General features: G+C 72.2%; 24 protein-coding genes and 1 pseudogene. 11 read left to right on the top strand and 14 right to left on the bottom strand.

Annotation, left to right across the window (positions count from 1 at the left end):
• Positions 1-92 precede the first annotated feature (92 nt).
• Genes ACFYZE_RS00790 through ACFYZE_RS00775 form a run of 4 tightly spaced genes read left to right on the top strand, consistent with a single transcriptional unit; the run spans position 93 to position 3,338 of the window.
• Positions 93-1,163, top strand: coding sequence for a PhoH family protein (locus ACFYZE_RS00790; RefSeq protein WP_388986456.1), 1,071 nt, complete (start codon positions 93-95; stop codon positions 1,161-1,163).
• Between the two features lie 14 nt (positions 1,164-1,177).
• Positions 1,178-1,675, top strand: a complete 498-nt coding sequence (gene ybeY, locus ACFYZE_RS00785) for an rRNA maturation RNase YbeY (RefSeq protein ID WP_103838288.1) — start codon at positions 1,178-1,180, stop codon at positions 1,673-1,675.
• The gene (locus tag ACFYZE_RS00780) at positions 1,672-2,982 is read left to right on the top strand and encodes a hemolysin family protein (protein ID WP_388986451.1); all 1,311 of its coding nucleotides are present in this window, start codon (positions 1,672-1,674) and stop codon (positions 2,980-2,982) included. Before ybeY ends, ACFYZE_RS00780 begins: the two co-directional genes overlap by 4 nt.
• The gene (locus ACFYZE_RS00775; RefSeq protein ID WP_388986448.1) at positions 2,979-3,338 is read left to right on the top strand and encodes an MmcQ/YjbR family DNA-binding protein; all 360 of its coding nucleotides are present in this window, start codon (positions 2,979-2,981) and stop codon (positions 3,336-3,338) included. Before ACFYZE_RS00780 ends, ACFYZE_RS00775 begins: the two co-directional genes overlap by 4 nt.
• Here ACFYZE_RS00775 and ACFYZE_RS00770 read toward each other — a convergent pair.
• On the bottom strand, positions 3,300-4,787 hold the full coding sequence (locus ACFYZE_RS00770; RefSeq protein ID WP_388986445.1) for an MFS transporter: 1,488 nt from the start codon (positions 4,785-4,787) through the stop codon (positions 3,300-3,302). The two genes, ACFYZE_RS00775 and ACFYZE_RS00770, sit on opposite strands and share 39 nt — an antisense overlap.
• 90 nt (positions 4,788-4,877) lie before the next feature.
• Between ACFYZE_RS00770 and ACFYZE_RS00765 the strand changes: the two genes are divergently transcribed.
• The 4 genes and pseudogenes from ACFYZE_RS00765 to ACFYZE_RS00750 all read left to right on the top strand — a co-directional run.
• Positions 4,878-5,747, top strand: coding sequence for a helix-turn-helix transcriptional regulator (locus ACFYZE_RS00765; protein ID WP_388986442.1), 870 nt, complete (start codon positions 4,878-4,880; stop codon positions 5,745-5,747).
• An 82-nt stretch (positions 5,748-5,829) separates the two neighbouring features.
• A complete protein-coding gene (locus ACFYZE_RS00760) occupies positions 5,830-6,183 on the top strand; it encodes a cytidine deaminase (protein WP_388986439.1) in 354 nt (117 codons plus the stop codon).
• Positions 6,184-6,330: 147 nt separating this feature from the next.
• Complete coding sequence (locus tag ACFYZE_RS00755) at positions 6,331-7,650, top strand: beta-xylosidase (protein WP_388986436.1); 1,320 nt, start codon at positions 6,331-6,333, stop codon at positions 7,648-7,650.
• A 94-nt stretch (positions 7,651-7,744) separates the two neighbouring features.
• Positions 7,745-8,800 (top strand): annotated as a pseudogene (locus tag ACFYZE_RS00750) (WxL protein peptidoglycan domain-containing protein); the annotation flags it as partial.
• Here the strand turns inward: ACFYZE_RS00750 and ACFYZE_RS00745 are convergent.
• Positions 8,697-9,035 (bottom strand): P-II family nitrogen regulator, encoded by a 339-nt coding sequence (locus ACFYZE_RS00745; RefSeq protein WP_388986433.1) that lies wholly within the window; start codon positions 9,033-9,035, stop codon positions 8,697-8,699. The pseudogene ACFYZE_RS00750 and the gene ACFYZE_RS00745 overlap by 104 nt on opposite strands.
• Positions 9,032-10,342: an ammonium transporter gene (locus ACFYZE_RS00740; protein ID WP_388986430.1), complete on the bottom strand. Its 1,311-nt coding sequence runs from the start codon at positions 10,340-10,342 to the stop codon at positions 9,032-9,034. Before ACFYZE_RS00740 ends, ACFYZE_RS00745 begins: the two co-directional genes overlap by 4 nt.
• A gap of 184 nt (positions 10,343-10,526) precedes the next feature.
• Here ACFYZE_RS00740 and era point away from each other — a divergent pair, with 184 nt between their 5' ends.
• Positions 10,527-11,477 (top strand): GTPase Era, encoded by a 951-nt coding sequence (gene era / locus ACFYZE_RS00735; protein ID WP_200417311.1) that lies wholly within the window; start codon positions 10,527-10,529, stop codon positions 11,475-11,477.
• A gap of 25 nt (positions 11,478-11,502) precedes the next feature.
• On the opposite strand, the gene ACFYZE_RS00730 is transcribed toward era, so the two are convergent.
• The 3 genes from ACFYZE_RS00730 to ACFYZE_RS00720 all read right to left on the bottom strand — a co-directional run bounded on the left by ACFYZE_RS00730 (position 11,503) and on the right by ACFYZE_RS00720 (position 15,070).
• On the bottom strand, positions 11,503-12,669 hold the full coding sequence (locus ACFYZE_RS00730) for a carbohydrate kinase family protein (RefSeq protein ID WP_388986427.1): 1,167 nt from the start codon (positions 12,667-12,669) through the stop codon (positions 11,503-11,505).
• A 152-nt stretch (positions 12,670-12,821) separates the two neighbouring features.
• Entirely contained in the window at positions 12,822-14,117 is a 1,296-nt protein-coding gene (locus ACFYZE_RS00725) for a glucarate dehydratase family protein (RefSeq protein WP_388986424.1), read from the bottom strand.
• Positions 14,114-15,070 carry a 5-dehydro-4-deoxyglucarate dehydratase gene (locus ACFYZE_RS00720; protein WP_388986421.1) on the bottom strand — a complete coding sequence of 319 codons (957 nt, stop codon included), beginning with the start codon at positions 15,068-15,070 and terminating at the stop codon, positions 14,114-14,116. The genes ACFYZE_RS00725 and ACFYZE_RS00720 overlap by 4 nt, the downstream gene beginning before the upstream one ends.
• Positions 15,071-15,187: 117 nt before the next feature.
• Here ACFYZE_RS00720 and ACFYZE_RS00715 point away from each other — a divergent pair, with 117 nt between their 5' ends.
• On the top strand, positions 15,188-15,970 hold the full coding sequence (locus ACFYZE_RS00715; RefSeq protein ID WP_388986418.1) for an IclR family transcriptional regulator: 783 nt from the start codon (positions 15,188-15,190) through the stop codon (positions 15,968-15,970).
• 198 nt (positions 15,971-16,168) lie between these two features.
• Positions 16,169-17,419 carry an MFS transporter gene (locus ACFYZE_RS00710; RefSeq protein WP_388986415.1) on the top strand — a complete coding sequence of 417 codons (1,251 nt, stop codon included), beginning with the start codon at positions 16,169-16,171 and terminating at the stop codon, positions 17,417-17,419.
• On the opposite strand, the gene ACFYZE_RS00705 is transcribed toward ACFYZE_RS00710, so the two are convergent.
• The 8 genes from ACFYZE_RS00705 to ACFYZE_RS00670 all read right to left on the bottom strand — a co-directional run bounded on the left by ACFYZE_RS00705 (position 17,383) and on the right by ACFYZE_RS00670 (position 26,046).
• Positions 17,383-18,375 (bottom strand): adenosine deaminase, encoded by a 993-nt coding sequence (locus tag ACFYZE_RS00705; protein WP_388986412.1) that lies wholly within the window; start codon positions 18,373-18,375, stop codon positions 17,383-17,385. The genes ACFYZE_RS00710 and ACFYZE_RS00705 overlap by 37 nt on opposite strands.
• A gap of 20 nt (positions 18,376-18,395) precedes the next feature.
• Entirely contained in the window at positions 18,396-19,301 is a 906-nt protein-coding gene (locus tag ACFYZE_RS00700; protein ID WP_388986409.1) for a ribonuclease Z, read from the bottom strand.
• A gap of 6 nt (positions 19,302-19,307) precedes the next feature.
• Complete coding sequence (locus ACFYZE_RS00695; protein WP_388986406.1) at positions 19,308-19,661, bottom strand: histidine triad nucleotide-binding protein; 354 nt, start codon at positions 19,659-19,661, stop codon at positions 19,308-19,310.
• Positions 19,662-19,781: 120 nt separating this feature from the next.
• Positions 19,782-23,012 (bottom strand): S41 family peptidase, encoded by a 3,231-nt coding sequence (locus tag ACFYZE_RS00690; protein WP_388986403.1) that lies wholly within the window; start codon positions 23,010-23,012, stop codon positions 19,782-19,784.
• 104 nt (positions 23,013-23,116) lie between these two features.
• Positions 23,117-23,677, bottom strand: a complete 561-nt coding sequence (locus tag ACFYZE_RS00685; RefSeq protein WP_388986400.1) for a hypothetical protein — start codon at positions 23,675-23,677, stop codon at positions 23,117-23,119.
• Between the two features lie 67 nt (positions 23,678-23,744).
• Positions 23,745-24,137 carry a VOC family protein gene (locus tag ACFYZE_RS00680; RefSeq protein ID WP_388986397.1) on the bottom strand — a complete coding sequence of 131 codons (393 nt, stop codon included), beginning with the start codon at positions 24,135-24,137 and terminating at the stop codon, positions 23,745-23,747.
• 44 nt (positions 24,138-24,181) lie between these two features.
• Positions 24,182-24,931, bottom strand: coding sequence for a 16S rRNA (uracil(1498)-N(3))-methyltransferase (locus ACFYZE_RS00675; RefSeq protein WP_388986394.1), 750 nt, complete (start codon positions 24,929-24,931; stop codon positions 24,182-24,184).
• Entirely contained in the window at positions 24,928-26,046 is a 1,119-nt protein-coding gene (locus ACFYZE_RS00670; protein ID WP_388986392.1) for a nitronate monooxygenase, read from the bottom strand. Before ACFYZE_RS00670 ends, ACFYZE_RS00675 begins: the two co-directional genes overlap by 4 nt.
• Positions 26,047-26,167 lie beyond the last annotated feature (121 nt).

Below are 26,167 nucleotides of genomic sequence, written 5' to 3'. Positions count from 1 at the left end.
TGTCAGCTCCGCGTCGTACTCTTGAAGTCGCGAGGTCGCCGTCAGTCGCGCGGCCGTACGGAGGAGGAATCGCAGGCCTACAGAGCCGGCCCATGACTCAGACACCCACAGCTCACACCCCCGCGCAGGGGCAGGCGAGTGCACAGATCACCGTCCCCGCCCAGCACCCGATGGTGATGGTGCTGGGTTCCGGCGACTCCCTGCTGCGCGTGATCGAGACGGCCTTCCCCGGGGTCGACATCCATGTCCGGGGCAACGAGATCAGCGCGGTCGGCGACGCGACGGAGGTCGCCCTGATCCAGCGCCTGTTCGCCGAGATGATGCTGGTGCTCCGCACCGGGCAGCCGATGACGGAGGACGCAGTGGAACGCTCGATCGCCATGCTCCGGGCGGGCGAGAACGGCGAGGGCGCGCAGGAGACCCCGGCGCAGGTGCTGACGCAGAACATCCTGTCGTCGCGCGGCCGCACCATCCGCCCGAAGACGCTCAACCAGAAGCGGTACGTCGACGCGATCGACAAGCACACGATCGTCTTCGGCATCGGCCCCGCTGGTACGGGCAAGACCTACCTGGCCATGGCCAAGGCGGTGCAGGCCCTGCAGTCCAAGCAGGTCAACCGCATCATCCTGACCCGCCCGGCGGTGGAGGCGGGCGAGCGCCTCGGCTTCCTGCCCGGCACCCTCTACGAGAAGATCGACCCCTACCTGCGCCCGCTGTACGACGCGCTGCACGACATGCTCGACCCCGACTCGATCCCCCGGCTGATGGCCGCGGGCACGATCGAGGTCGCCCCGCTCGCGTACATGCGCGGTCGCACGCTCAACGACGCCTTCATCATCCTGGACGAGGCCCAGAACACGAGCCCCGAGCAGATGAAGATGTTCCTCACCCGCCTCGGCTTCGACTCGAAGATCGTGATCACGGGTGACGTCACCCAGGTCGACCTCCCGGACGGCACCAAGAGCGGTCTGCGCCAGGTCCAGGAGATCCTGGAGGGTGTCGAGGACGTCCACTTCTCCCGGCTGTCGTCACACGATGTCGTACGGCACAAGCTGGTCGGCCGTATCGTCGACGCGTACGAGCAGTACGACAGCAAGCACGGCACCCAGAACGGCACGCACAAGGGCCAGAACCGGGGCAAGGCCGGGCACAAGGGGAAGTAGAGACCGAGCACCACATGTCGATCGACGTCAACAACGAGTCCGGAACCGAGGTCGACGAGCAGGCGATCCTCGACATCGCCCGCTACGCGCTGGCGCGGATGCGCATCCACCCGCTCTCCGAGCTCTCGGTGATCGTCGTGGACGCCGACGCCATGGAGCAGCTGCACGTGCAGTGGATGGACCTGCCGGGGCCCACGGACGTCATGTCCTTCCCGATGGACGAGCTGCGGCCGCCGTCCAAGGACGACGACGAGCCCCCGCAGGGCCTGCTCGGCGACATCGTGCTGTGCCCCGAGGTCGCCGCCAAGCAGGGCGCCGAGGCCCCGACGCAGCACTCCATGGACGAGGAGCTCCAGCTGCTGACCGTCCACGGGGTGCTGCACCTGCTGGGCTACGACCACGAGGAACCGGACGAGAAGGCCGAGATGTTCGGTCTGCAGGCCGCCATTGTGGACGGCTGGCGCGCGGAGAGGGGCCTGACCGGCCCGTCCCCGGCCCCCACCGTGTCATGAGCCCCCAGATCGTCGTCGGCGCGATCGCCCTGGTCGTCGTCGCCTGGCTCGCCGCCTGCGCGGAGGCGGGCCTGGCGCGCGTCTCCAGCTTCCGCGCCGAGGAGGCCGTCAGGGCGGGCCGGCGCGGCAGCGCGAAGCTCGCCCAGGTCGCCGCGGACCCGACCCGCTATCTGAACGTGGCCCTGCTGGTCCGTGTCGCGTGCGAGATGGCCGCCGCCGCGCTGGTCACCTACGCCTGCCTGAAGGAGCTCCCCGGTACCGCGGAGGCCCTGCTGGTGGCGATCGCGGTCATGGTCCTCGTGTCGTACGTCGCCGTCGGCGTCTCCCCGCGCACGATCGGCCGCCAGCACCCGCTGAACACGGCCACGGTGGCGGCGTACGTCCTGGTGCCGCTGGCCCGGATCATGGGCCCCATCCCGTCCCTCCTGATCCTCATCGGTAACGCGCTCACCCCAGGCAAGGGCTTCCGCCGCGGCCCCTTCGCCTCCGAGGCGGAGCTGCGCGCCCTCGTCGACCTCGCCGAGAAGGAGTCCCTGATCGAGGCCGAGGAGCGCCGCATGGTGCACTCGGTGTTCGAGCTGGGCGACACCCTCGTGCGGGAGGTGATGGTGCCGAGGACGGACCTGGTCACCATCGAACGCTTCAAGACGATCCGCCAGGCCCTCACCCTCGCCCTGCGCTCCGGTTTCTCGCGCATACCGGTCACCGGGGAGAGCGAGGACGACATCGTCGGGATCGTGTACCTGAAGGACCTGGCCCGCAAGACGCACATCAGCCGGGACGCCGAGTCGGAGCTGGTCTCCACCGCCATGCGGCCGGCCACCTTCGTGCCCGACACCAAGAACGCGGGCGACCTGCTGCGCGAGATGCAGAAGGAGCGCAACCACGTCGCCGTCGTCATCGACGAGTACGGCGGCACGGCCGGCATCGTCACCATCGAGGACATCCTCGAGGAGATCGTCGGCGAGATCACCGACGAGTACGACCGCGAGCTGCCGCCGGTGGAGGAGCTGGGCGACGACCGCTACCGGGTCACCGCCCGTCTGGACATCGGCGACCTGGGCGAGTTGTACGGGCTCGAGGCGTTCGACGACGAGGACGTGGAGACCGTCGGCGGTCTGCTCGCCAAGGCCCTGGGCCGGGTGCCCATCGCCGGGGCGTCGTCCGTGGTGGAGCTCCCGGACGGCCGGGAACTGCGTCTGACGGCGGAGGCCGCGGCGGGCCGCCGCAACAAGATCGTGACGGTGCTGGTGGAGCCGGTCGGCCCGGTGGATCCCGCCGAGGACGAGGAGAAGAAGCCCGAGTGACCCCTCAGGAGCTGCGCACCTTCTGTCTGTCGTTCAACGCCGCGGTGGAGGACTTCCCGTTCAACCCGGAGACCTCGGTCTTCAAGGTGCAGGGCAAGCTCTTCGCGCTGACGGCCCTCCAGGCGCGGCCCCTGACGGTCAACCTCAAGTGCGACCCGGACGACGCGGTGCGGCTCCGCCGCGAGCACGAGGGCCTGATCGTCCCCGGCTGGCACATGAACAAACGCCACTGGAACACGGTCACGGTCGACGGCGAGCTCCCGGACCGCCTGGTCCGGGAGCTCATCGAGGACTCGTACGACCTGGTCGTCGCCGGCCTACCGCGCGCCGACCGCCTCCGCCTCGACCGGCCCTGAGCCGCCCGCAGGCCGGGTGCGCAGTCCCAGCGCCAGAAGGACCGCCGCCACCAGGACGATCGCCGCGTCCAGCGCGATCACCGTGTGCAGGCCCGACAGCAGGTCCGTCGACGTGGTGGCCAGGACGCCGAGGAGCGGGATGCCGACGGTGATCCCGACCTGCTGGGTGGAGGTGACCAGACCGGTGGCCAGGCCCTGCTCCTCGTCCGGGACGCCCGAGGTGACCGTCAGGCCGTAGGAGATGATCGCGCCCAGGTGGCACATGCTGGCCAGGGAGACTGCGGCCGTGGCGAGCCACACCGACCAGACGTGGCTGTTCAGGCCCAGCAGGGCGGCGATCAGCACGCCCTGCCCGGCAAGCGAGCCGACCAGCGTGCGGCGGGCGCCGAAGCGGCCGATGACCTTGGCGGCGTACGCGCCCGCCACCGCCGACAGGACACCCTGGAAGCCGAAGACCAGACCGGTCTCGAAGGCGGACAGGCCCAGGACCTCCTGCAGGTAGAGGGTCAGCACGAAGATCACCGTGGACATCATCGAGAAGGTGACCAGGCCACCCAGGTTGCCCCACGCCACCGTGCGGCGACGCAGCATGCGCAGCGACACCAGGGGCTGCGCGGTGCGGGACTCGACCCGGGCGAACGCCGTCAGCAGCAGGGCGCCGACGACCAGCGTCGCGATGACGTCCGCACGGCCGAAGCCGTGGTCGGCGGCCGTCGAGAGGGCGTAGATCAGGGAGAGCAGGCCGCCGGTGACGGTGATCGCGCCGGGGACGTCCAGGCGCGGGCGGTCCGGGACGGGGGTACCTCCCACGCCGTCAGGGCTGTGGGGGAGGGACTCGGGCAGCAGGCCGGGCGCGAGCGGCAGCACGATCAGTGCGAAGACCGAGAGCAGGCCCATCGTGGAGCGCCAGCCGAGGGCGTCGGTGAGGACGCCGCCCGCGACCATGCCGACCGTGAAGCCGAGCGACAGCAGCGTGCCCGAGATGCCGAGGGCGCGGTCACGGGCCGGGCCCTCGGGGAAGGTCGTGGTGAGCAGCGACATCCCGGTGGGCACGATCGCCGCCGCGCCGAGGCCCTGAAGGGCGCGGCCCGCCAGGAACGACGCCGGGTCCCAGGCGAACGTCGCGAGCAGCGAGGCGGCAGCGAACATGGCCAGGCCGGTCAGGAACAGCCTGCGGCGCCCGTAGAGGTCACCCATCCGGCCGAACAGGAGCAGGAAGCCGCCGGACGGCAGGGCGAACGCGGTGACGGCCCACTGGAGGGCGGAGCGGCTCATTCCCAGGTCGTCGCCGAGGACGGGCAGCGCCACGTTCAGGACCGAGAAGTCCAGCGCGACCATGAACTGGGCCGCGCACAGCACGAAGAGGACGAGTTTGTCGCGCGTCGACAGCCGGGGGTTGTCGAGCGGTTCGCGTGTGGGGATGGTTTCGGTGGTGGTGTCGATCGCCATGGGCAAGAGCCTCGTGCGAACGGAATATCCGTGGGGAGTCGGCACTTATGGTGGTGGTGGCACCACCAGACAGGACGGGGGGATCCGTACGTGCCCGAGGACGCGCTGAAGAGCCATCGGCTGCGTGAGTTGCGCGAGTTCCTGATGAGCAGGCGAGCCCGGGTCACCCCGGCGGAGGCCGGACTGCCCGCCGGCGGGCCGCGGCGCCGTACGCCCGGTCTGCGCCGCGAGGAGGTCGCCGTGCTGGCCGGGGTGGGGGCCTCCTGGTACCAGTGGCTGGAGCAGGGGCGGGACATCTCCGTCTCCCCGCAGGTGCTGGACGCGGTGGCGCGGGTGCTGCGGCTCAGCAACGCCGAGCGCCGGCATCTGTACGTCCTGGCCGGGCTGAACCCGCCCGCGCCGGAACCGGCGCCCGACCACGGCTGCGAGGGCATGCGGCGGCTGATCGACGCCTGGATGCCGTATCCGGCCCACATCATGGACCGGTACTACAACTGCGTGATGTACAACGATGCCGCGGGCTGGGTGCTCGGGATGCGGCCCGAGATCACGCAGAACTGCATCGTCGACTTCTTCACCGACCCGCTCTACCGCTCCCGCTCCCACAGCTGGGAGCAGAACGCGCACACGGTCGTGGCGCAGTTCCGGGCGATGTGCTCGGCCAGCCCCGACGACGAGGGGTTCCGGGCGGTGCTGGCCGAACTGAGGTCGGTGAGCACGGAGTTCACCGAGCTGTGGGAGCGGCGGGACATCAAGGACGCCGGGGTGATCCGCAAGGAGCTGGACCATCCGCTGGTGGGGCTGCTGTGCGTGGAGTCGACGGCGCTGAAGGTCCCGGCGCGGCCCGACCTGACGATCGTCCTCCACACCCCGCTGGAGGAGGCGAACACCACGGCGAAGCTGGAGTGGCTGGCGTCGCCGCAGGGCAGGCGCGGGGCGATGTATCCCGTGGCGGGATGATCTCGGCATTGCTCCGGCACGGGACGACTTCGGCGGTACCCCGTTGCGGGATCACCTCGGCCGCTCTTCGTATGCTCGTGGCATGACCGACAGCAACGCGCTCGACCCCGAGGACCGCAAGATCGTCACCCTGGCTCGTTCCGTGCGGGCCCGCAACGGCGTGCCCGAGGGGGCCGCGGTACGGGACGAGACCGGACGGACGTACGCCGCCGGGACCGTCGCCCTCGAGTCGCTGAAGCTGAGTGCCCTTCAGACAGCGGTGGCCATGGCGGTGGCTTCGGGCGCGAAGTCGCTGGAGGCGGCGGCGGTCGTCACGGAGGCCGAGGGCGCGTCCGCGGAGGACCGTGCGGCCGTGCGGGACCTCGGCGGGGCTCGGACGCCGGTGCTGGTGGCCGGACCGGACGGGACGGTTCGCGTCACGGTGACCGCGGGCTGAGGGCCCGCGCGCGGCCGAACGGAGGGAACTGACGGTCCGTCAGTCCACTTGCCGCATCTCCATTGACTTCTCACACAACCCGCACGTCAATGGCCCCCTGTCGGCGCAGAAGAGCCGCTGCGCCCGCAACCACACGAGGGGGCCGTCATGGCTTTACCGACTCGAAGACGCCGCTGGGCCTCGGTGCTCACGGTGACCGCCCTCGCGGTCGCCGGCGGGGGCGCCCTGGCCTGTCCGGCCGGCGCCACCCCGCAGCAGGTGAGCTTCCCCACCCACTGCATTCCGCCCGCGGTCGCGGGCATCCCCCCGATCGACGGCACCACCACCGCGAAGATCACGGTGGACAACGCCAGTCCCAAGGTCGGCGACACGGTCACCGTGACCTACACGGTGGTCACGGCCGCCGCGAGCAATCCGACCGACCTGGCGCTGCCTGCCGACATCATGACGCCCACCGGCAAGGTCACCCTGGGCGGAGCCCAGAACGGGTCCGTCACGGTCACCGGGCCCAAGAAGAACGATCCGGTGCCGGGCAAGGGTGCCTTCCCGTCGTTCAGCATGACCGGCACCTTCACGGTCACCTCGCCGGGTGCCGTCACCCTGTCGCCGGGCGACTACAACATCCACACCAGCTACATCCTCGAGCTGGACACCCCCTGCACGGTCACCAATCCGCCCGCGCCCGTCTCCGAGACGGTCACCGCGACGGACTCCACCCCGGTCAACAACCGCGCCATCACCCTCGGTTCGGCGTCCGGGAAACCCGGTGACGGCGTCACCGTCACCGGAAGCAACTTCACCCCTGGTGCGAGCGTCACCCTGGCGGGACGCTCCGGGGCCACCCAGAGCGCGGACACGGCGACCGTGACCGCGAACGCACAGGGTGCCTTCAGCGGCTCGCTCGTCGTGCGCGACCGGACGACGACCGGTGTCGTGGCCTACGAGGGCGGCGCCTGGAGTGCGGACAAGGGCGCCGGTCCGGCCGCGTACACGGTTGTGGACGACACGCCCGTCCCCGCGAACAGCCAGAAGCTCACCACCACGGTGAAGGCGGGCACCCTGTCGATGTCCCAGGCGGGGGACGCCGTCCAGCTGTCGGCGGTCGACTTCGGCAAGGGCGGGGCCTCGGCCGGCGCCCTGCGGACCGTGACCGTCAAGGACTACCGCGGCGGACCCGCGGGCTGGTCCCTGACCGGCAAGGTCACCGACTTCACCGGCCCCGGCGCCAGGATCGACGCCGGAAAGCTGAGCTGGACCCCGGCCTGCACGACCAAGGCGGGCAGCCCCAGCACCTGCCGGACCGGTTCGGCGGGCACGGTGGGCGCATCGGGAGCGACCCTGGCGTCCGCCCCGGACGGCACTCTCACCGGCGGTGAGTTCACCGTGGACGCCGGGCTCTCGCTCGACGTACCGGCGTTCGCACCTCCCGGGTCGTACTCCGGCGTGCTCACCCTGACGCTCACCTGACCGTCCGGCGCATCCAGCCGGCCACGGGCGCCCTCGTACCAGGTCCGCACCCGCCCGTCCGCCTCTCTCCCGTCTCTCCCAGGGGTCCGCACCCATGCGCAAGCCGTACGCCCTCCTCGTGTGCCTCCTGCCCGGTCTCCTCCTCGCCTCACCGGCGGTGCCCGCGCGCGCCGCCGACAACGGCAGCTGGTCGGTCTACCCGGCCGCCTCCCCCCTCGGCGCGCGCCCGTACTTCTACCTCTCCGCCGACCCCGGTACGACCGTGAAGGACGAGGTCGTCGTCGCCAACAAGACGGAGAAGCCGCTCACCTTCCGGCTGTACGCGGCCGACGCCTACAACACCGCGCGCGACGGCGGGTTCGCGGTGCGGACGGCCACGGAGAAGCAGCGGGGGGTGGGGGCCTGGGCGAAGCCCGCGAAGGCCCGGGTGACGGTCCCCGCGCACGGCTCGGTCACCGTGCCGTTCACCCTGCAAGTGCCCGAGGGCGCCGAACCGGGTGACCACCCGGGGGCGCTGGTGGCGCTGGACACGGGGGCCTCTCCGCTCGAGCGGGGTCGAGAGCGGGGGAAGGGCGGCAAGGGGAACGGCTCCGTCTCGCTCGGTGTGCAGCTGGCCGTCGGCGCCCGTGTCTACCTCCGCGTCGGCGGACCCACGCTGCCCGCCATCGCCGTCGAGGACGTCCGCGTCACTCACCACCAGCCCCTGGTCCCCGGCCTCGGGGACAGCACGGCGACCGTCTCCTACACCCTGCACAACACCGGCAACGTCACCCTCGACCCGAAGGTGGAGCTGCGGGCGACGGGCCTGTTCGGCCGGACCCTCCTGACGCGCTCCCTGTCGCGCGTCCCCTCCGAGCTGCTGCCCGGTGAGCGCGTGCGGTTGTCCGAACCATGGCGGGACGCGCCCCAGTTCGACTGGGGCGACGTCACGTTGACGGCGAGCGCGAAGGACACGCGGGAGTCGGCGAGCGCCTCGTTCCTAGCGCTGCCGTGGGTGGTTGTCGCGGCCGTGTTCGTCGCGGGAGTCGTGGCGGGGGCGTCGGCGGTCAGAGCGCGTCGGGGCCGCGCTCGCCCGTCCGTACGCGTACGACCGTCTCGACCGGCACTGCCCAGACCTTCCCGTCTCCGATCTTCCCCGTCTGCGCCGCCTTCACGATCGCGTCGATGACGTCCTCGGCGTCCGCGTCCTCGACCACGACCTCGATCCGGACCTTGGGCACGAGATCGACCCGGTACTCGGCCCCCCGGTACACCTCGGTGTGGCCGCGCTGACGGCCGTAGCCGCTGGCCTCGGTCACGGTCAGGCCGTGCACGCCGAGTTCCTGCAGGGCCGTCTTGACCGTGTCGAGGCGGAACGGCTTGACGATCGCGGTGATGAGCTTCATGCCTGGGTCGTGACCTTCTGGGCTGTTGCGGGGACGGAGTGGGCGACCGGGGCGCCGTGGCCCAGGACCCCGTGATCGTAAGCGGTCTCGGCGTGCACCGTAAGGTCCAGTCCGGTGTGCTCCTGCTCCTCGCTCGCGCGGAAGCCCATCGTCTTGTCGATCAGCTTGCCGATGCCGTACGTCACGGCGAAGGCGTACAGCGCCACGACGACCACCGCGAGGAGCTGCTTGCCGAGCTGCGCGATCCCACCGCCGTAGAGGAGGCCCTCGGCCCCGCCGGTCATCTCCTTCACCGCGAACAGTCCGATGAGGAGGGTGCCGATGACGCCGCCGACCAGGTGGACGCCGACGACGTCGAGCGAGTCGTCGAAGTTGAGCTTGAACTTCCAGCTCACCGCGTACGAGCAGACGACGCCGGCGGCGAGGCCGACGACCAGCGCACCGAGCAGGGACACCGTGCCGCAGGAGGGCGTGATCGCGACGAGGCCCGCGACCGCGCCGGAGGCGGCGCCCAGCGTGGTCGGGTGCCCGTCGCGCTTCTGCTCGACGAAGAGCCAGCCGAGCAGGCCGGTGCAGCCGGCGGCGAGGGTGTTGAGGAAGGCGGCAGCGGCGAGGCCGTTCGCGCCGAGGGCCGAACCGGCGTTGAAGCCGAACCAGCCGAACCACAGCAGACCGGCGCCGAGCACCACCATGGGCAGGTTGTGGGGACGCATGGAGTCCTTCTTGAAGCCCAGACGCGGGCCGAGGACCAGGCACAGCGCCAGTCCGGACGCGCCGGAGGTGATCTCGACGGGCAGGCCGCCCGCGAAGTCGAGGGCGCCGAGCCTGTCCAGGATCCAGCCACCCGGACCCCACACCCAGTGGGTGACGGGAACGTATACCAGCAGGGCCCAGACGGGCACGAAGACCAGCCAGGCGCCGAACTTCGCACGGTCCGCGATCGCGCCGCTGATCAGGGCGGCGGTGATGATCGCGAAGGTGAGCTGGAAGGTGGCGAAGAGGAGGGTGGGCACGGTGCCGTGGAGGCTGTCCGGGCCGAGGCCCGCCATGCCGGAGTGCTTCAGCCCGCCGATCAGACCGGCGAACGCGTCGTCGCCGAAGGCGAGGGAGTAGCCGCAGGCCAGCCACACCACCGTGACCAGGGCGATCGACACGAAGCTCATCATCAGCATGTTGAGCACGCTTTTCGTGCGGACCATGCCGCCGTAGAAGAGGGCGAGGCCGGGGGTCATCAGCAGCACGAGGGCGGTGGCGGCGAGCAGCCAGGCGGTGTCGCCGGTGTCGATGTGGTTCGCTGCCAGGGTCACGGGCTCTCCTAGGTGCGGGGGCTCGTCCGAGGGTCACCGGCGATCGTTTCCTGTCGCGTACAGGTGTGTTTCCGTGACGTTTCGTGTTGCGGGAAGGTTTCCGGAATCTCACCGGAGTGCGCGCGGGGTCCGGGGCGCGGCCGGGCGTGCGGAGGGGCTCCGTGGATCAGGGAGAATGGGCGCCATGAGCGTGCGCACCCAGCCATCCGAGCCCACCGAGGCCGTCCACCGGGCGGGCTTCGCCTGTTTCGTGGGCCGTCCCAACGCGGGCAAGTCCACCCTGACGAACGCTCTGGTCGGGCAGAAGGTGGCGATCACCTCGAACCGGCCGCAGACGACGCGGCACACGGTGCGGGGCATCGTGCACCGGCCGGACGCGCAGCTGATCCTGGTGGACACGCCGGGCCTGCACAAGCCGCGCACGCTGCTGGGCGAGCGCCTGAACGACGTGGTGCGCACGACGTGGGCGGAGGTCGACGTGATCGGCTTCTGTCTGCCCGCCGACCAGAAGATCGGTCCCGGGGACCGCTTCATCGCGAAGGAACTGGCGGGGATCAGGAAGACCCCGAAGGTCGCGATCGTCACCAAGACGGACCTGGTGGACTCCAAGGCCCTGGCCGAGCAGCTCATCGCGATCGACCGGCTGGGTGAGGAGCTGGGGATCGAGTGGGCGGAGATCGTCCCGGTGTCGGCGACCGCGAACAAGCAGGTGGACCTGCTGGCGGACCTGCTGATCCCGCTGCTGCCCGAGGGGCCGGCGCTGTATCCCGAGGGCGACCTGACGGACGAGCCGGAGCAGGTCATGGTGGCGGAGCTGATCCGTGAGGCGGCGCTGGAGGGCGTCCGGGACGAGCTGCCGCACTCGATCGCGGTGGTGGTGGAGGAGATGCTGCCGCGCGAGGACCGTCCGGCGGACAAGCCGCTGCTGGACATCCACGCGAACGTCTACATCGAGCGGCCGAGCCAGAAGGGGATCATCATCGGGCCCAAGGGCAAGCGGCTGAAGGAAGTCGGCATCAAGTCCCGCAAGCACATCGAGGCGCTGCTGGGGACGCCGGTGTTCCTGGACCTCCATGTGAAGGTGGCGAAGGACTGGCAACGGGACCCCAAGCAGCTGCGTCGGCTGGGCTTCTGAGAGCTCCTCGCGCCCGCCGCGAGCGTCACCCCGGTCGGCGGAAGCCGATCGTCGGGACGGCGCGGCGGCGCGGCCACGCTTCGATGTCATCCTCCGGGACCAGGCCCTCCAGGAACGCGTAGCGGGTCAGGGCCGCCGGGTCCTGGTTCTCGTAGGACTGGACCTTGCGCCACCACGCCCCGATCTCCGACCAGTCGGGCGCCGACAGCGAGCCGCCGAACTCCTGGACGGACAGCGCCGCCGTCAGACCGGCGAAGGCGAGGCGGTCGGCCAGCGGCCACTCCGCCAGCGTGCCGGTCACGAAACCCGCCACGAAGACGTCACCCGCCCCCGTGGGGTCCAGCGCCTCCACGGCGATCGCGGGCACGCCCGCGCTCTCCCCGGTGCGCCCGTCCACGGCGTACGCCCCCTCCGCGCCGAGAGTGACCACGGCCAGCGGCACGTACTCGGTGAGCGCGTGCGCGGCGGCGCGCGGGCAGTCCGTGCGTGTGTACCGCATGGCCTCCTCGGCGTTCGGCAGGAACGCCTCGCAGTGTTCGAGGTCGGCCAGCCCCGCCGGGTCCCACGCCCCGGTCTCGTCCCAGCCGACGTCGGCGAAGATGCGTGTGCCCTGCTTCGCGGCCTCCGCGATCCACGGCTCGCGCCTGCCCGGCGTCAGCGAGGCGACCGCGGCCCGGGCGCGCGGCGGGCAGGCGAAAAGGTCTTCGCCCGGAGGGCGTCCGTTGAGGGTGGTGGTGGGCGACGGGCGGGAGGACTCCTCCGGCGGCGGCTCGTGGCCGTGGGAGACCATGGTGCGCTCGCCCTCGTAGGCCATGGAGACGGTCACCGGGGAGTGCCAGCCGGGAACCTTGCGGGAGGGCGAGAGGTCGATGCCCTCGCCCTCCTTCAACTCGTCCCAGCAGTACTCGCCGTAGTGGTCGTCACCGAAGGCCGCCGCCAGGCACGTCCGCAGGCCGAGGCGGGCCAGCGCGGTGGCCATGTTGGCGACGCCACCGGGGCTCGACCCCATGCCCCGCGCCCAGGTCTCGGTGCCGCGCACCGGGGCGGAGTCGAGGCCGGTGAAGATGATGTCGAGGAAGACGGTCCCCGTGAGGTAGACGTCCCAGGGCGGGTCGCCGGGCGCGCGCAGCGCGGCAAGGGGGTCGACGTGGGCGTGGTGGCGGTGTGGTCCCTCTCCGATGGACGCGGTCACGGTGCGCTCCCTGGCGTGGTGCTGATCCAGCCAGTGTGCACCAAGCGTCGCCCCGGCGGGCCGGTCGCCCGCACCCGCCGGCGTCGGCGACCGGCGGCCGGCCACCGGCCACCGGCGGGCGCGCGGACCGCGCCCGCCAGGCTCGCGGTCCGCTACCAGCGGGGCACCGTCGGCGTCACCCACCCCGGGTCCGCCACCCGCATCGCCGCCGCGTCGTCGCGGTCGCGCAGGCCGCCGTCGTCGGCGAGCCAGCGCTCGTGCAGCGCGGCCAGCCGATCGCGGTCCAGTGTGACGCCGAGCCCGGGCTCGTCGGGTACGGCGACCCGGCCGCCGGTGAAGGCGACGCGCTCGGTGACGACGTCCTCGGACTGCCACGGGTAGTGGGTGTCGCAGGCGTGGTGCAGGCCCGGCACGGTGGAGGCGACATGGGTCATCGCGGCCAGCGAGATGCCGAGGTGCGTGTTGGAGTGCATGGACACCCCGACCCCGAACGCGCGGCAGATCGCGGCCAGTTCGCGCGTGTTGCGCAGTCCGCCCCAGTAGTGGTGGTCGGAGAGCACCACCTGCACGGCGCCCTGCGTGAACGCTTCCTTGATCTCCTCGAACGTGGTCACGCACATGTTGGTGGCGAGCGGCACCCCGGTCCGCGCGGCGACCTCGGCCATGGCGGGCGTGCCGAGGGCCGGGTCCTCGAGGTACTCGAGCACGTCGCGCAGTTCCCCGGCCACCTTCACCGAGGTCTCCACCGACCAGGCGCCGTTGGGGTCCAGGCGCAGCGGATGCCCGGGGAACGCCTCGGCGAGCGCTCGGATCGCGGCGATCTCCTCATCCGGCGGGAAGACCCCGCCCTTGAGCTTGAAGGACGTGAAGCCGTACCGCTCCTTGAACCTCCGCGCCTGGGCGACGACCCCCGCCGGGTCGAGCGCGGCACCCCAGTCGTCCCGCTCGCCCGCCACGCCCTCGGGGTGGCCGGCCCACTTGTAGAACAGGTACGCGCTGTACTCGACCTCGTCGCGCAGCTTGCCGCCGAGCAGCGCGTGCACGGGCAGCCCGAGCGCCTTGCCGAGCGCGTCGAGGCAGGCGACCTCGAAGGCGGAGAGGACGGACAGGCGCAGCTTGTCGCTCGTCTGGACGCCGCGCAGTCCGCCGACGTCGAGCCGGCCGGAGGCCCGGGAGCCGTCGACGGCCACGTCCTCCGCGACCGTGAACAGGCCGTTGACGTCGGACACCTGACGGCCTATCAGCTTGTCGGCGATGGGCCGGGCGAGTTCCAGGTACTTGGTGTCGCCGTAGGTCTCGCCGACGCCGCTGGTGCCGTCGGCCGTCACCACCTCGACGATCAGCCTGGGCGTGTACGGCTGGTGGACGCCCTGGGTGTTCAGCAGGGGCGGGTCGGCGACCAGGATCGGGGTCAGCCGCACCTCGCAGACGGTCAGGTCGCCGGTCACAGGGCGGCTCCTACGAGGTCGAGTCCGGCGGTCAGCAGGTCCTTCAGGTCGGCCAGATCGGCGGCCGACGGCTCGGTGAGCGGGGCGCGCACGGGTCCCACGGGGCGGACGCGCAGCCGGGCGGCGGCCTTGACCAGCGACACGGCGTATCCGGGCACCCGGTCGCGCAGCGCGACGAGCGGGACGTAGAAGTCGCGCAGCAGCTTGTCCACCGTGGCGTCGTCTCCGGCGCGCAGCGAGATGAAGAAGGCGACCGCGATCTCGGGGGCGAAGGCGTGGACGGCGGAGGAGTAGGCGGGGGCGCCCACGGCGGCGTACGCGCGGGCCTGGACCTCCGCCGTGGCGGCGCCGTTGAAGAACAGGAAGCCCTCGGGCGCGGCGAGGGTGAGCCGTTGCAGCCGGTCGAGGTCGCTGTGGCCGTCCTTGAGGCCGATGACGCCGGGGATCTCGGTGATGCGCCGGAACGCCTGAAGTCCGTAGGCGACCTGACCGCGCTGGTAGGCGATCAGCGGCAGCCGGGTGCGGGCGGCGAGGTGCTCGAGCTGGGCGACGAGCCCGTCCTGCGGGGCCGCGACCAGGTAGTGCGGCAGGACGAGCAGCGCGTCGGCGCCGGCGTCCTCGGCGATCCGCGCGAACCGCGCGGCCTGCGCCCAGCCGTAGCCGACGCCCGCGACGACGGGCACGGAGCCCCCGGCGGCCTCCACCGCCGCGGCGACCACCTGCCCGTACTCGTCCTCGTCCAGGGAGAAGAACTCACCGGTGCCGCAGGCGGGGAAGACTGCGCCGGGGCCGGTGGCGAGCTGCGCCGTGACATGGGCGCGGAAGCCCTCGAGGTCGAGGGAGCCGTCGTCGTGGAAGCTCGTGAGCGGGAACGACAGGATCCCGCGCGCCATACCGTCCCGCAGCCGCCGTGCCACGGCCTCCGTGTCCGAACCGCCGCTCACCCTGTTCATCTCCCCACCCGGACGCCATCCACGTATGAAGATGAAGGTTAGATAGACGAACGGAGACCCGTCAATGCCCGCACCGCGACCGAAGTGCCGCACCGCCCGCCGCATTACCATCGCCGCATGTCCGACACAGGGGGCGTCCGCGAGGTCAAGTCGGCCGCACGCACGGTGGAGCTGCTCGAGCTACTCGCCGCACGCGGCGACCGTCCGGCACGACTGCAGGAGCTGGCGGACGAGCTCGGCGTACCGCGCAGCTCGATGTACGCCCTGCTGCAGACCCTGATCTCGCGGGGCTGGGTGCGGACCGACGTCACCGGCTCGCTGTACGGCATCGGCATCCACGCGCTGCTGACGGGCACGAGCTACCTGGATTCCGACCCACGCGTGCGCACCGTCCGCCCCTATCTGGACGAGGCGTCGGAGGCGCTCGGTGAGACGATCCACCTGGGACGGCTGGACGGTGGGGACGTGGCGTATCTGGCGACGCGCGAGTCGCACGAATACCTGCGCACGATCAGCCGGGTGGGCCGGCGGCTGCCCGCGCACGCGGGCGCGCTCGGCAAGGCACTGCTGGCGGAACGGCCGGACGAGGCTGTGCCACACGGGCCGTTCGAGCCCCTGACCGCGAACACGCACACGACGCGGGAGTCCCTGCTGACGGACCTCGCCGCCACGCGCGAGCGGGGCTATTCCATCGACCGGGAGGAGAGCGTCGTCGGCATCACGGGCTTCGGCTTCGCCCTGCGCTACGACACCCCGGCACAGGACGCGATCAGCTGTTCGGTGCCGGTGGCCCGGCTGACGCAGGGTCACGAGGAGCGGATCGTGGCGGTGATGCGGGAGATCCGGGCCCGGATCGAAGGTGCCACGGTGGGCGGCGCGGGCGCTCCGCACTGGCGCTGAGAGCCGCGGACGAAAAAGAGAGCGGCTGCCGCTACCCGCCCCCATCAGGGTCAAACCTGAAAGTGACCCACATCACACACTCTGCGCTTCTTCTCGAACCGCGTGCTTGATACAAATACCCCGCACGTTCCTGTCGTTCGACGGACGGCGCCCCTCCCTCCTTTCTGAGCCGCTCTTTTCGCACGCCCTGGAACGCCCGTGTCCTCCCGCACCGCCCCGCCCTGGCCCCTGGTCGCCCTTTTCGCGGCCGGGTACCTCGCCTCCTACCTGCTGCCCACCACCGTCGGCAGGCTCGACTCCGGTCTTCCGCTCTCCGCCACCGAGGCCGGCTCCATCGGCAGTGCCCTGCTGCTGAGTTCGGCCACCGCGGGGTTCGTCCTCGCCGCGCACGTCCGGCGCATCGGCCCCCGCCGCCTCGCCCGCGCCGGTCTCCTGTGCGCCGCCGCCGGCTACGGCACCGCCGCCCTGAGCCACAGCATCCCCGTGGTCGTCGCGGGGGCGGTCGTCGGCGGGTTCGGCTCGGGGACCGTCACCACGGTCGCCGCGACCGGTATCGCCGCCCAGCACGACCCCCACCGTGCCTCCACTCTCGGCCTGTTCGGGGTCTCCGCGCTCGCGGGCGCCGTCTACCTGACGGTCCCCCACCTCGGCCCGGGCCACGGCCTCCCGCTCGCCGCGATCGCGCTCACCGCGCTGCTGGTGTGGCCCACGACCGGCCGCCTCACCTCCGACGGCCCGGCCACCACGCCCGCCCACGAGAGCGGCCGGCTGCCGCATCCGCGCTCGGGACTGGTCCTGGCCGCCGGCATCCTGTGCTGGTCCCTCGCCCAGAACTCCCTGTGGGGCGTCAGCGGACGCATCGGCCTCACCCAGGCTCACCTCACGGAGGTCACCGTCGGCGCGGTCTTCGCGGTCGCGCTCGGCGCCGGGCTGCTCGGCGTGATGGGCGCGGGCGCCCTCGGCCCACGCCTCGGCCGTGCGCTGCCCATCGGCGCGGGCACCGTGCTCATCGCCGGCTGCATCGTGGTCAGCGCGTCCGCGACCGGGCTCGGCACCTTCGCGACCGGCGAGATCGCCTGGAACACGCTCTACCCGATCGTGCTGTCGTATCTGATCGGCCTCGCCGCCTCCCTCGACGGGCGCGGCCGGTGGGCCGTCCTCGTCGGCTCCGCGTCCTCGCTCGGCACGGCGGCGGGCCCCCTGACCGGCAGTGTGCTGTCCGCGCAGGCGGGGTTCCCGGCGATGGGCGCGATCCTCGCCGCCGGGCTGCTCGCGATCGCGTTCCCGCTGACCGCGGTCGCCCTGCGCACCGGGGGCCGCACGCCGCGGCCGGCCGCGGTGCGCCGTGGGTGGCGTTCCCCCCGGCTCGAAGAACTCGGGGGCGGCGCACCGGTCGTGGACGTACCCGGCGCCTACGAGAACGCGTACGCGTCCACCTCGGCGAGGTAGCGCGCCCGTCGCTCCTCGTCGTGCTCCAGGAAGGACGCGAGGAAGGAGTTGCGGGCCAGCTCGCGCAGCCGTTCCTCGCCGAGCCCCAGGGACGTGCGGACGGCGTCGAAGTTGTCGCCGGCGTAGCCGCCGAAGTAGGCGGGGTCGTCGGAGTTGACGGTGCACAGCAGCCCGGCGTCGAGCATGGCCGGCAGCGGGTGCTCCTCCAGGGTGTCGACGGCGCGCAGGCGGACGTTCGACAGGGGGCACAGGGTCAGCGGGATCCGCTCCGTCACGAGCCGCTCGACCAGCGCCGGGTCCTCCATGCAGCGCAGCCCGTGGTCGACGCGCTCGACACCGAGCACGTCGAGGGCCTCGGTGATGTACTCCGGCGGTCCCTCCTCACCTGCGTGCGCCACACGCCTGAGGCCCAGGGCGGCGGCGGCCTCGTACACCTCGCGGAACTTGACCGGCGGGTGGCCGACCTCGGCCGAGTCGAGACCGACACCGGTGATCCGGTCGAGGTACGGCCTCGCCGCTTCGAGCGTCTCCATGGCCGACTCGGCGGACTCGTCCCGCAGGAAGCACATGATCAGCTGAGTGGAGACCCCGTGGTTCTGCTCGCTGCGGCCGAGCGCGCGCCACAGCCCCTCCACCACCGTGCCCATGTCCACGCCGCGGGCGGTGTGGGCCTGCGGATCGAAGAAGATCTCGGCGTGCCGCACGCCCTGCGCGGCGGCGCGCGCGAGATAGGCGTTCGCGAGGTCCTCGAAGTCCCGCTCGGTGCGCAGGACGGCCATCAGCTCGTAGTACAGGTTCAGGAAGGACTGGAGGTCCTCGAAGGCGTAGGCCGCGCGCAGTTCGCCGGTGTCGGCGTAGGGCAGCTTCACACCGTTGCGAGCGGCCAGCTCGAAGGCCAGCTCGGGCTCCAGGGTGCCTTCGATGTGCAGGTGCAGTTCAGCTTTCGGGAGGGGCATCGAAGCATCGTACGGGGGCTTTACCGCCGTTTCGGAACCGGCACCCGCATCAGGTCGTGCGCCACGGTCAGCTCTCCCTGGAAACCGGCGGCACGCGCCTGCCGTTCGAACTCGTCCGGCTCGGTGTAGCGCTGGCTGAAGTGGGTGAGGACGAGATGCCGCACTCCCGCTTCCTCGGCGACACGTCCGGCCTGTCCGGCCGTCAGATGCCCGTGCTCGTCGGCGAGCCGGGCGTCCTCGTCCAGGAAGGTCGACTCGATGACGAGCATGTCGCAGCCGTCGGCGAGGGCGTGGACGCCGTCGCACAGCCGGGTGTCCATGACGAACGCGAACCGCTGCCCGCGCCGCACCTCGCTGACCTCCTCCAGCGACACGCCCCCGAGAGAACCCTCCCGCTGGATCCGTCCGACGTCGGGGCCCTCGATGCCGTGCGCCGCGAGCCGTTCGGGCAGCATGCGGCGTCCGTCCGGCTCGATGATCCGGTAGCCGTAGGACTCGACCGGGTGGGAGAGCCGACGGGCCTGAAGCGTGTACGCGGGAGTCACGGCGAGGGGCCCGTCCGCGTCGACCGGCGCCTCGGTCAGGGAGACGGTCTCGCGGTACGCCGTCGCGTAGCGCAGCCGCTCGAAGAACCGCCGGCCCGACTTCGGGTAGTGCGCGGTGATCCGGTGGGGCACCTGGTCGAGGTTGATGCGCTGGATGACGCCGGCGAGGCCCAGCGAGTGGTCGCCGTGGAAGTGTGTGACGCAGATCCGGTGCAGGTCGTGGGCGGCGACCCCGGCGCGCAGCATCTGCCGCTGGGTGCCCTCGCCGGGGTCGAAGAGGATGCCCTCGCCGTCCCAGCGCAGCAGGTAGCCGTTGTGGTTGCGGTGCCGGGTCGGGACCTGGCTCGCGGTGCCGAGGACGACCAGTTCGCGTACGGACACGGCGCCTTACCCGGGGGGCCACTGCAGGCCGCGGCCGCCCAGGACGTGGGCGTGCGCGTGCCAGACGGTCTGGCCGGCGCCGCTGCCGGTGTTGAAGACGACGCGGTAGCTGTCGAGCTTCTCCTGTGCCGCGACCTCGCCGGCCTCGTGGAGCACGTCGGCGGTGATGGCCGGTTCGGCGGCGGCGAGGGCGGCGATGTCCCGGTGGTGCACCCGGGGGATGACCAGCACATGGGTCGGCGCCTGGGGGTTGATGTCCTGGAAGGCGACGGTGGTGTCGGTCTCCCGGACGATCGTCGCCGGGATCTGCCCCGCGACGATCTTGCAGAACAGGCAGTCGTCCTGCGGCTCTCCCGCCATGCGTGCCTCCTCACACGGACTGATCACTACGACGCATGCTATCGGCACTCTGCCCCCGCCCGCCCCGGAGGGGCGAGCGGGGGGAAGGCATCCGCCGCCCTTCCGGCGCGGGACGCCGGATCACAGTGCCGGCAGCTCCGGGGGCTGCTTCGCCGGACGTTCCTCCAGTGCCGCCAGCGCCAGGCGGATCGCCTCGTCCAACTGCGCGTCGCGGCCCGCCGCGTGGTCCTGTGGGGCCTGGACCACCTCGACGTCGGGATCGACGCCGTGGTTCTCCACGTCCCACCCGTACCCCTCCATCCAGAAGGCGTACTTGGGCTGGGTCACCAGCGTGCCGTCGACCAGCCGGTACTTGCTGTCGATCCCGATGACACCGCCCCACGTCCGGGTCCCGACCACCGGGCCGATGCCGAGCGCCTTGATGGCCGCGTTGACGATGTCGCCGTCCGAGCCGGAGAACTCGTTGGCGACCGCGACGACGGGCCCGCGCGGCGCGTCCTCCGGGTAGCTGTACGGCCGCAGCCCGCGCGGCAGGTCCCAGCCCACGATCCGCCGCGCCAGTTTCTCCACGACCAGCTGGGAGGTGTGGCCGCCCCGGTTCTCCCGGACGTCCACGATCAGCCCCTCCCGGGCGACCTCGACCCGCAGGTCGCGGTGGATCTGCGCCCAGCCGGGCGCCTGCATGTCCGGCACGTGCAGATACCCGAGCCGACCGCCGGACCTCTCGTGCACGTACGCCCGCCGGTCCGCCACCCACGCGTGGTACCTGAGCGGCTCCTCGTCGGCGATCGGGACGACGACGGCGTACCGGAGATCGCCCCCGCCCGCAGGCGAGACCGTCAGCTCCACCGGTTTGCCGGCCGTCCCCACCAGCAGCGGCCCGGGTCCGGTCACCGGATCCACCGGCCGCCCGCCGACCGCGACGATCGCGTCACCGGCCCGTATCGCCACCCCGGGCGCCGCCAGCGGTGCCTGGGCGTCGGGGTCGGACGTCTCCGTGGGCAGCACCCGGTCGACGCGCCAGCTGCCGTCCGCGTGCCGGGAGATGTCGGCGCCGAGCAGTCCCTGCCGTCGGTCCTGGCCCGGGCCGTAGCCGTGGGGAAGGACGTACGCGTGCGAGGTGCCCAGCTCGCCCTGCACCTCCCACAGCAGGTCGACCAGGTCGTCATGGGTGGCGACCCGCTCGAGCACCGGCCGGTACCGGTCCAGTACGCCGTCCCAGTCGACGCCGCCCAGGTCGGGCCGCCAGAAGTTGTCCCGCATGATCCGGCCGGTCTCGTCGAACATCTGCCGCCACTCGGCCGCCGGATCGACGGTCTGCCGGATGCGCGACAGGTCGACGGTGATGTTCGCGTCGGAGTCGTCGTCGTTCGGGGCGCGCCGGTCGCTGGGGACGACCTTGAGCTTGCCGTCGGTCCACAGCAGCACCCGCTTGCCGTCGCCGGTGACCGAGAAGTGGTCGGCGTCCGGGGCGAGGTGCTCGATGCGCTGCTGGACCAGGTCGTACCGCTCCAGCTCGCTCCTGGGGTCGGGATCGTCGGGCGTGGCGCGGGAGGCGCCGAGGACGCCGCGCACCGGGTGCCGCAGCCAGAGCACCCCGTCCTTGGCGGCGCGCAGCCCCGAGTAGCGCGCGGCCTCCACCGGGAACGGCACGATCCGGTCGGCGAGGCCCTCCAGGTCGACGCGGGTGGTCGGCGCGCCCTCGCTGTCGGGTGTCTCGTCCTTGTCGGGCGTCTCGAAGGGGCGGCCGTGCCGCTGGGGCCCGAACGGGGACGGGGTGGTCGCGGCGAGCGTGATCAGGTACGGCCGGGAGCCGCCCACGAAGGCGAGGTCGAAGACGTGGTCGTCGTACACCGGATCGAAGGAGCGCGCCGAGAGGAACGCGAGATGCTTGCCGTCCAGGGTGAACGCGGGCGCGTAGTCCCGGAACCGCAGCGGGGTCGCCTCGGTCACCGACAGGTCGGCCGTGTTGGCGAGTTTCAGGTGGCGCAGCGGGCGCGGCCCGGGGTGCGACCAGGCCAGCCACGCCGAGTCGGGTGCGAAGACGAGCCCGCTGGCCTCCCCGTCCTCGCTGCGGTCGACCTCGCGCACCTCGCCGCTGTCCCGTTCGACGAGCAGCACCCGCCCGTCGTGCGCGGCGACGGCCACCTTGCTGCCGTCGGGCGACACCGCGAGCCCCAGCACCCGCCCGAGCCGGCCGGCGGCGAGCCGTCGGGGGACGGCGCCGGGGGCTAGGCCGGTGGCGGGCGCGAACTCCAGCGCGTCGTCGCCCTCCGCGTCCGTCACCCACACCACCCACTCCTCGCCGTCCGCGCGGAAGGTGTGCGGCAGCCGGGCGCGCACGCCGTGCTCGGCGGCGAGCGCGCGGGCGGGCCCCGAGCGGTGGGTCACCCAGTGGACGGCACCGCGCACCGAGACGGCGCTGCCGCGCCCGGTGTGGTCGGGCGAGGCGGCCCCGAACCAGCGGGAGGCGTCGACCGGATACGGCTGGAGGTCCACGCGCTGCCCGCCGAGCCGGATGTCGAGCGGCCTGGGCTCGGCGCCGTCGAGGTCGTCGAGGATCCACAGCCGGCCGGCGGAGGAGTACACGACCCGGGTGCCGTCGGTGGCCGCGTGCCGGGCGTAGAAGCCTCCCCCGCTCCCGGCTTCTCCCCCACGCCCGGCGGGCGTGTGCCGCCGCAGGTCGGAGCCGTCGGCGAGCGACGAGTACAGCGCCCCGACGCCCTCGTGGTCGGAGAGGAAGACGATACGGTCCCCCACCCACGACGGGTACTCGATGTTGCCGTCCAGGTCCTCGTGCAGCCGTACGAACTCGCCGTCGCCCTCACGGTCGATCCACAGCTTGCCTGCGGTGCCGCCCCGGTACCGCTTCCAGAGGGCGGCTTCGCGGGCCCCGGCGGACAGCAGCACGATGTGCGGCCCGTACGCGACGTCGCCGACGGGCCCGTACGGCAGCGTGGTCGCGGGTCCCCCGTCGAGCGGTACGGCGTGCGCCCAGGTGCGGCGGAAGGAGGCCTGGCCGACCGCGCTGAGCGCGAGCACGTCCCCGTCGGGGGTCCAGCCGCGCACCTGGGTCTTCACACTTCCCCAGTGGGTGAGGCGCTTGGCGGGGCCGCCCTCGATCGGCGCGATGTGCACCTCGGGGGCGCCGTCGCGGGTGGAGGTCCAGGCGACGGTCGTGCCGTCCGGGGAGATGCGGGGGTGGTTCACGGGTATGTTGTCGGCGCTGACCCGCCAGGCGCGGCCGCCGTCGAGTGGGGCGACCCAGACGTCGTCCTCGGCGGTGAAGGCGACCAACTCGCCGTGCAGATGCGGGAATCGGAGATACGCGGGCGATGCGGACTGAGTCACCAGGTCACCCTAAGCAGCGAGCGCGTACCCGAACAGGGGGTTTTCCCACTTACCTGTCGCCATGCCCGCCCAGCTCGCGTCCGTCACCACGCCGCTCGCGTCCGTCACTTGCCCTGAACCGGCCAGCAGGTGGGGTCGCCCTGGCACCAGATGGTCCTGGTGACGGTGACCGTGACCGTGGGCCCGGGCTGCCCGGGGCCGGTCGGGCGGCCGGCGGGCGCGCTGGGCGTGCTGCCCCGGCAGTCGCCCAGGCCGCTGACGTGGAACACCTCCCTGCCGCCCACGGTGGCCCTGAGGTCCCCGCGGACGCACCTGCCGTCGACGGCGCGGGTGATCCGGCCCTTGACGGTGATGTCCTTGCCGTCGTCCGTCTGCCCCTTGCAGTCGACGGTGACGACGGCGCTCTCGCTCGCCGAGGGAGCCGTACCGGACGTGCCCGCTCTGCTGCTGCCGTAGTCGCCCGAGCAGCTCAGCCAGCGCACCTTCACATGCTGCCGCTCCAGTTCCTTGGTGGCGGTCTGGTCCGTGGTGTACGCCACCGACGCTGAGCTGAGATCACCGGGCTGGCACGCCACGGCTCCGCCCACGGCCACCACCGCGAGGCCGGTGACCGCGGCGAGCCGCCGTGACCCGGGCCGTCGCCCAATGCGCCGCAATGCCCCCATGAAGGGCAGCGTGCCACTCCCGCGGCGGCGACGGTAGAGCGCATACGGTCACGCGAGCGCCCCGCCGTCAGCCGCGCAGCAGCAGCCACTGCTGAAGTTCCACCAGATTGCCCTCGGGGTCCTTCAGGTGGGCGACGCGCATACGGTCGGTCATGGCGGCCGGGCCGTGCAGCAGGGTCGCGCCGCGGGAGGTGATCTCGGCGCAGTACGCGTCCAGGTCGTCCACGCGCAGCACCACCAGCGAGCGGTGGCCGGTTGCCTCGTCGCCCAGTTCGCCGAGGACCTGGGCCATCATCGCCCGGTCCTGCAGCGCGATGCCCGCGGATCCGGTGGCCGGGCTGAACTTCTCGTACGGCCCGTCGGCCGCGCCCGACTGCGGCTTGAGACCGAGCACGTCGGCGTAGAAGCGGTAGCAGGCCGCGAAGTCCGTGACCAGCAGCCGCACCTGGGCGAGTTCCATGGCGTTCCCCCGGTGGCTCGATGGATCCGTTGGAGATCCGTGCGTCAGGACCAGCGGCCCGTGCGGCCGAGCAGCAGCGCGGCCGCCGCGGTGCCGGCGGTCGATGTACGAAGGACGCTACGCCCGAGGACGTACGCCTTCGCACCGGCCCCCCGGAACAGCGCCAACTCCTCGGAGGAGATGCCGCCTTCGGGCCCGACGACCAGCACGATCTCGCCCTCGGCGGGCAGTTGGGCGGTGGCGAGCGGCTCGCTGCCGTACTCGAAGTCCGAGTGGAGCACGGCGGCGAAGTCGGCTTTGGCGAGAAGTGCGGCAACCTGCTTGGTGGTCGCCGCGTCCGCGACCTCCGGGAAGCGCACCCGGCGCGACTGCTTGCCCGCCTCGCGGGCGGTGGCCCGCCACTTGCCGAGCGCCTTCAGCCCGCGGTCGCCCTTCCACTGGGTGATGCACCGCGAGGCCTGCCAGGGGACGATCGCGTCGACGCCGACCTCGGTCATGGTCTCCACGGCCAGCTCACCGCGGTCGCCCTTGGGGAGGGCCTGGACGACGGTGATACGGGGAGACTCCACGGGCTCCTCGTTCACCCCGTGCATGTGCACGACCAGTCGGTCCTTGCCCTCGGTGTCGAGGACCTCGCACTCCGCCCACCGCCCGGCGCCGTCGGTCAGCACGACGGTCTCCCCCGGGCGCAGCCGCTTCACGGACACCGCATGGCGTCCCTCGGGGCCGTCGAGGACGTACCGGCCCGCGGGACCGGCGCGGAAGTCCTCCACCACGAACACCGGCGCCGTCATCGCCCCGCACCTCCCGCCGGCAACGCTGTCGCCGCCTCCTGAAGTTCCGCGACCAGCACCTCCACCAGCCGGCCGGCGGGCAGGTCCCGCGCCAGGCGGTGGCCCTGGCCCGCCCACAGGGCCATGCCCTGCGCGTCACCGGCCTTGGCGGCCGCCTTGCGCAGGGGGGAGGTGAGGTGGTGGACCTCGGGGTACGCGGCGGGCGCGTAGGGGCCGTGTTCGCGCATGAACCGGTTGACCAGACCGCGGGCCGGGCGTCCGGAGAACGCCCGGGTCAGCTCGGTGCGGACGAAGTGGGGGTCGGTCAGCGCCTGCTTGTGCGCGGGGTGGGCACCGGACTCGGGCGTGGCGAGGAACGCGGTGCCGAGCTGAGCGGCGCTCGCCCCCGCGGCGAGGACGGCGGCGATCTGGCTGCCGCGCATGATGCCTCCGGAGGCGACGACCGGGATGCTCACGGTCTCGCGGACCTGGGCGAGCAGCGAGAGCAGCCCGATGCCGGCGCCGTCGTTCTCCTGACTGTCCCGATGGGTGCCCTGGTGGCCGCCGGCCTCGACGCCCTGCGCGATCACCGCGTCCGCGCCGGCCTCCTGCACGGCGAGGGCCTCCTCGGCGGTGGTCGCGGTGACCAGGGTGAGGGTGCCCAGCCGACGCAGGGACTCCAGGACGTCCGGGGCCGGGACCCCGAAGTGGAAGGAGACGACCGGGACCGGGTCGTCCAGGAGGACGGCGAGTTTGGCGTCGTAGCCGTCGTCACGGCCGCTGTCGCGGTCGCCGAGCTCGGTCTCGTACCAGGTGGCCTCACCGGCGAGCTGGTTGGCATAGACCTCGACGGCGGCCGCACAGGGCCGCGCGGCACCGGCCGCTCCGGTGGAGCCGGTGGCTGCACCGGGATGTTCCGGCTGCGGCATGAACACGTTCACGCCGAAGGGGCGGTGGGTCAGCCCGCGGAGCTGCTTGATCTCCTGGTACATCCCGTCGGCGGTCTTGTACCCGGCCGCGAGGAACCCCAGGCCACCGGCCTCGGACACGGCGGCGGCGAGCTGCGGCACGGAGACGCCGCCGGCCATGGGGGCCTGCACGATCGGGTGTGGGAGGAGATCGGTCAGGGAGGACATGACGGCATGTTGTCACGTCCTTCGAACAAGTCCGAATCCACCGTTCCTGTGGCATACGCCGGAGGAAAGAGAACAGTTCGAAGGCAGCTCAAGGGACGGCCACCCCGGCGCCGGACGCCCG

It is taken from the genome of Streptomyces sp. NPDC001796 (assembly GCF_042892355.1).
Lineage (GTDB): Bacteria > Actinomycetota > Actinomycetes > Streptomycetales > Streptomycetaceae > Streptomyces.
This window is presented reverse-complemented; position numbering and strand designations above follow the sequence as displayed.

Bases quoted from the DNA above. Each gene is read 5' to 3' on its own strand.
- ACFYZE_RS00790 (WP_388986456.1), top strand. From the start codon at position 93: ATGACTCAGACACCCACAGCTCACACCCCCGCGCAGGGGCAGGCGAGT.
- ybeY (WP_103838288.1), top strand. From the start codon at position 1,178: ATGTCGATCGACGTCAACAACGAGTCCGGAACCGAGGTCGACGAGCAG.
- ACFYZE_RS00780 (WP_388986451.1), top strand. From the start codon at position 1,672: ATGAGCCCCCAGATCGTCGTCGGCGCGATCGCCCTGGTCGTCGTCGCC.
- ACFYZE_RS00770 (WP_388986445.1), bottom strand. From the start codon at position 4,787: ATGGCGATCGACACCACCACCGAAACCATCCCCACACGCGAACCGCTC.
- ACFYZE_RS00760 (WP_388986439.1), top strand. From the start codon at position 5,830: ATGACCGACAGCAACGCGCTCGACCCCGAGGACCGCAAGATCGTCACC.
- ACFYZE_RS00755 (WP_388986436.1), top strand. From the start codon at position 6,331: ATGGCTTTACCGACTCGAAGACGCCGCTGGGCCTCGGTGCTCACGGTG.
- ACFYZE_RS00745 (WP_388986433.1), bottom strand. From the start codon at position 9,035: ATGAAGCTCATCACCGCGATCGTCAAGCCGTTCCGCCTCGACACGGTC.
- era (WP_200417311.1), top strand. From the start codon at position 10,527: ATGAGCGTGCGCACCCAGCCATCCGAGCCCACCGAGGCCGTCCACCGG.
- ACFYZE_RS00720 (WP_388986421.1), bottom strand. From the start codon at position 15,070: ATGAACAGGGTGAGCGGCGGTTCGGACACGGAGGCCGTGGCACGGCGG.
- ACFYZE_RS00715 (WP_388986418.1), top strand. From the start codon at position 15,188: ATGTCCGACACAGGGGGCGTCCGCGAGGTCAAGTCGGCCGCACGCACG.
- ACFYZE_RS00705 (WP_388986412.1), bottom strand. From the start codon at position 18,375: ATGCCCCTCCCGAAAGCTGAACTGCACCTGCACATCGAAGGCACCCTG.
- ACFYZE_RS00695 (WP_388986406.1), bottom strand. From the start codon at position 19,661: ATGGCGGGAGAGCCGCAGGACGACTGCCTGTTCTGCAAGATCGTCGCG.
- ACFYZE_RS00685 (WP_388986400.1), bottom strand. From the start codon at position 23,677: ATGGGGGCATTGCGGCGCATTGGGCGACGGCCCGGGTCACGGCGGCTC.
- ACFYZE_RS00680 (WP_388986397.1), bottom strand. From the start codon at position 24,137: ATGGAACTCGCCCAGGTGCGGCTGCTGGTCACGGACTTCGCGGCCTGC.
- ACFYZE_RS00675 (WP_388986394.1), bottom strand. From the start codon at position 24,931: ATGACGGCGCCGGTGTTCGTGGTGGAGGACTTCCGCGCCGGTCCCGCG.
- ACFYZE_RS00670 (WP_388986392.1), bottom strand. From the start codon at position 26,046: ATGTCCTCCCTGACCGATCTCCTCCCACACCCGATCGTGCAGGCCCCC.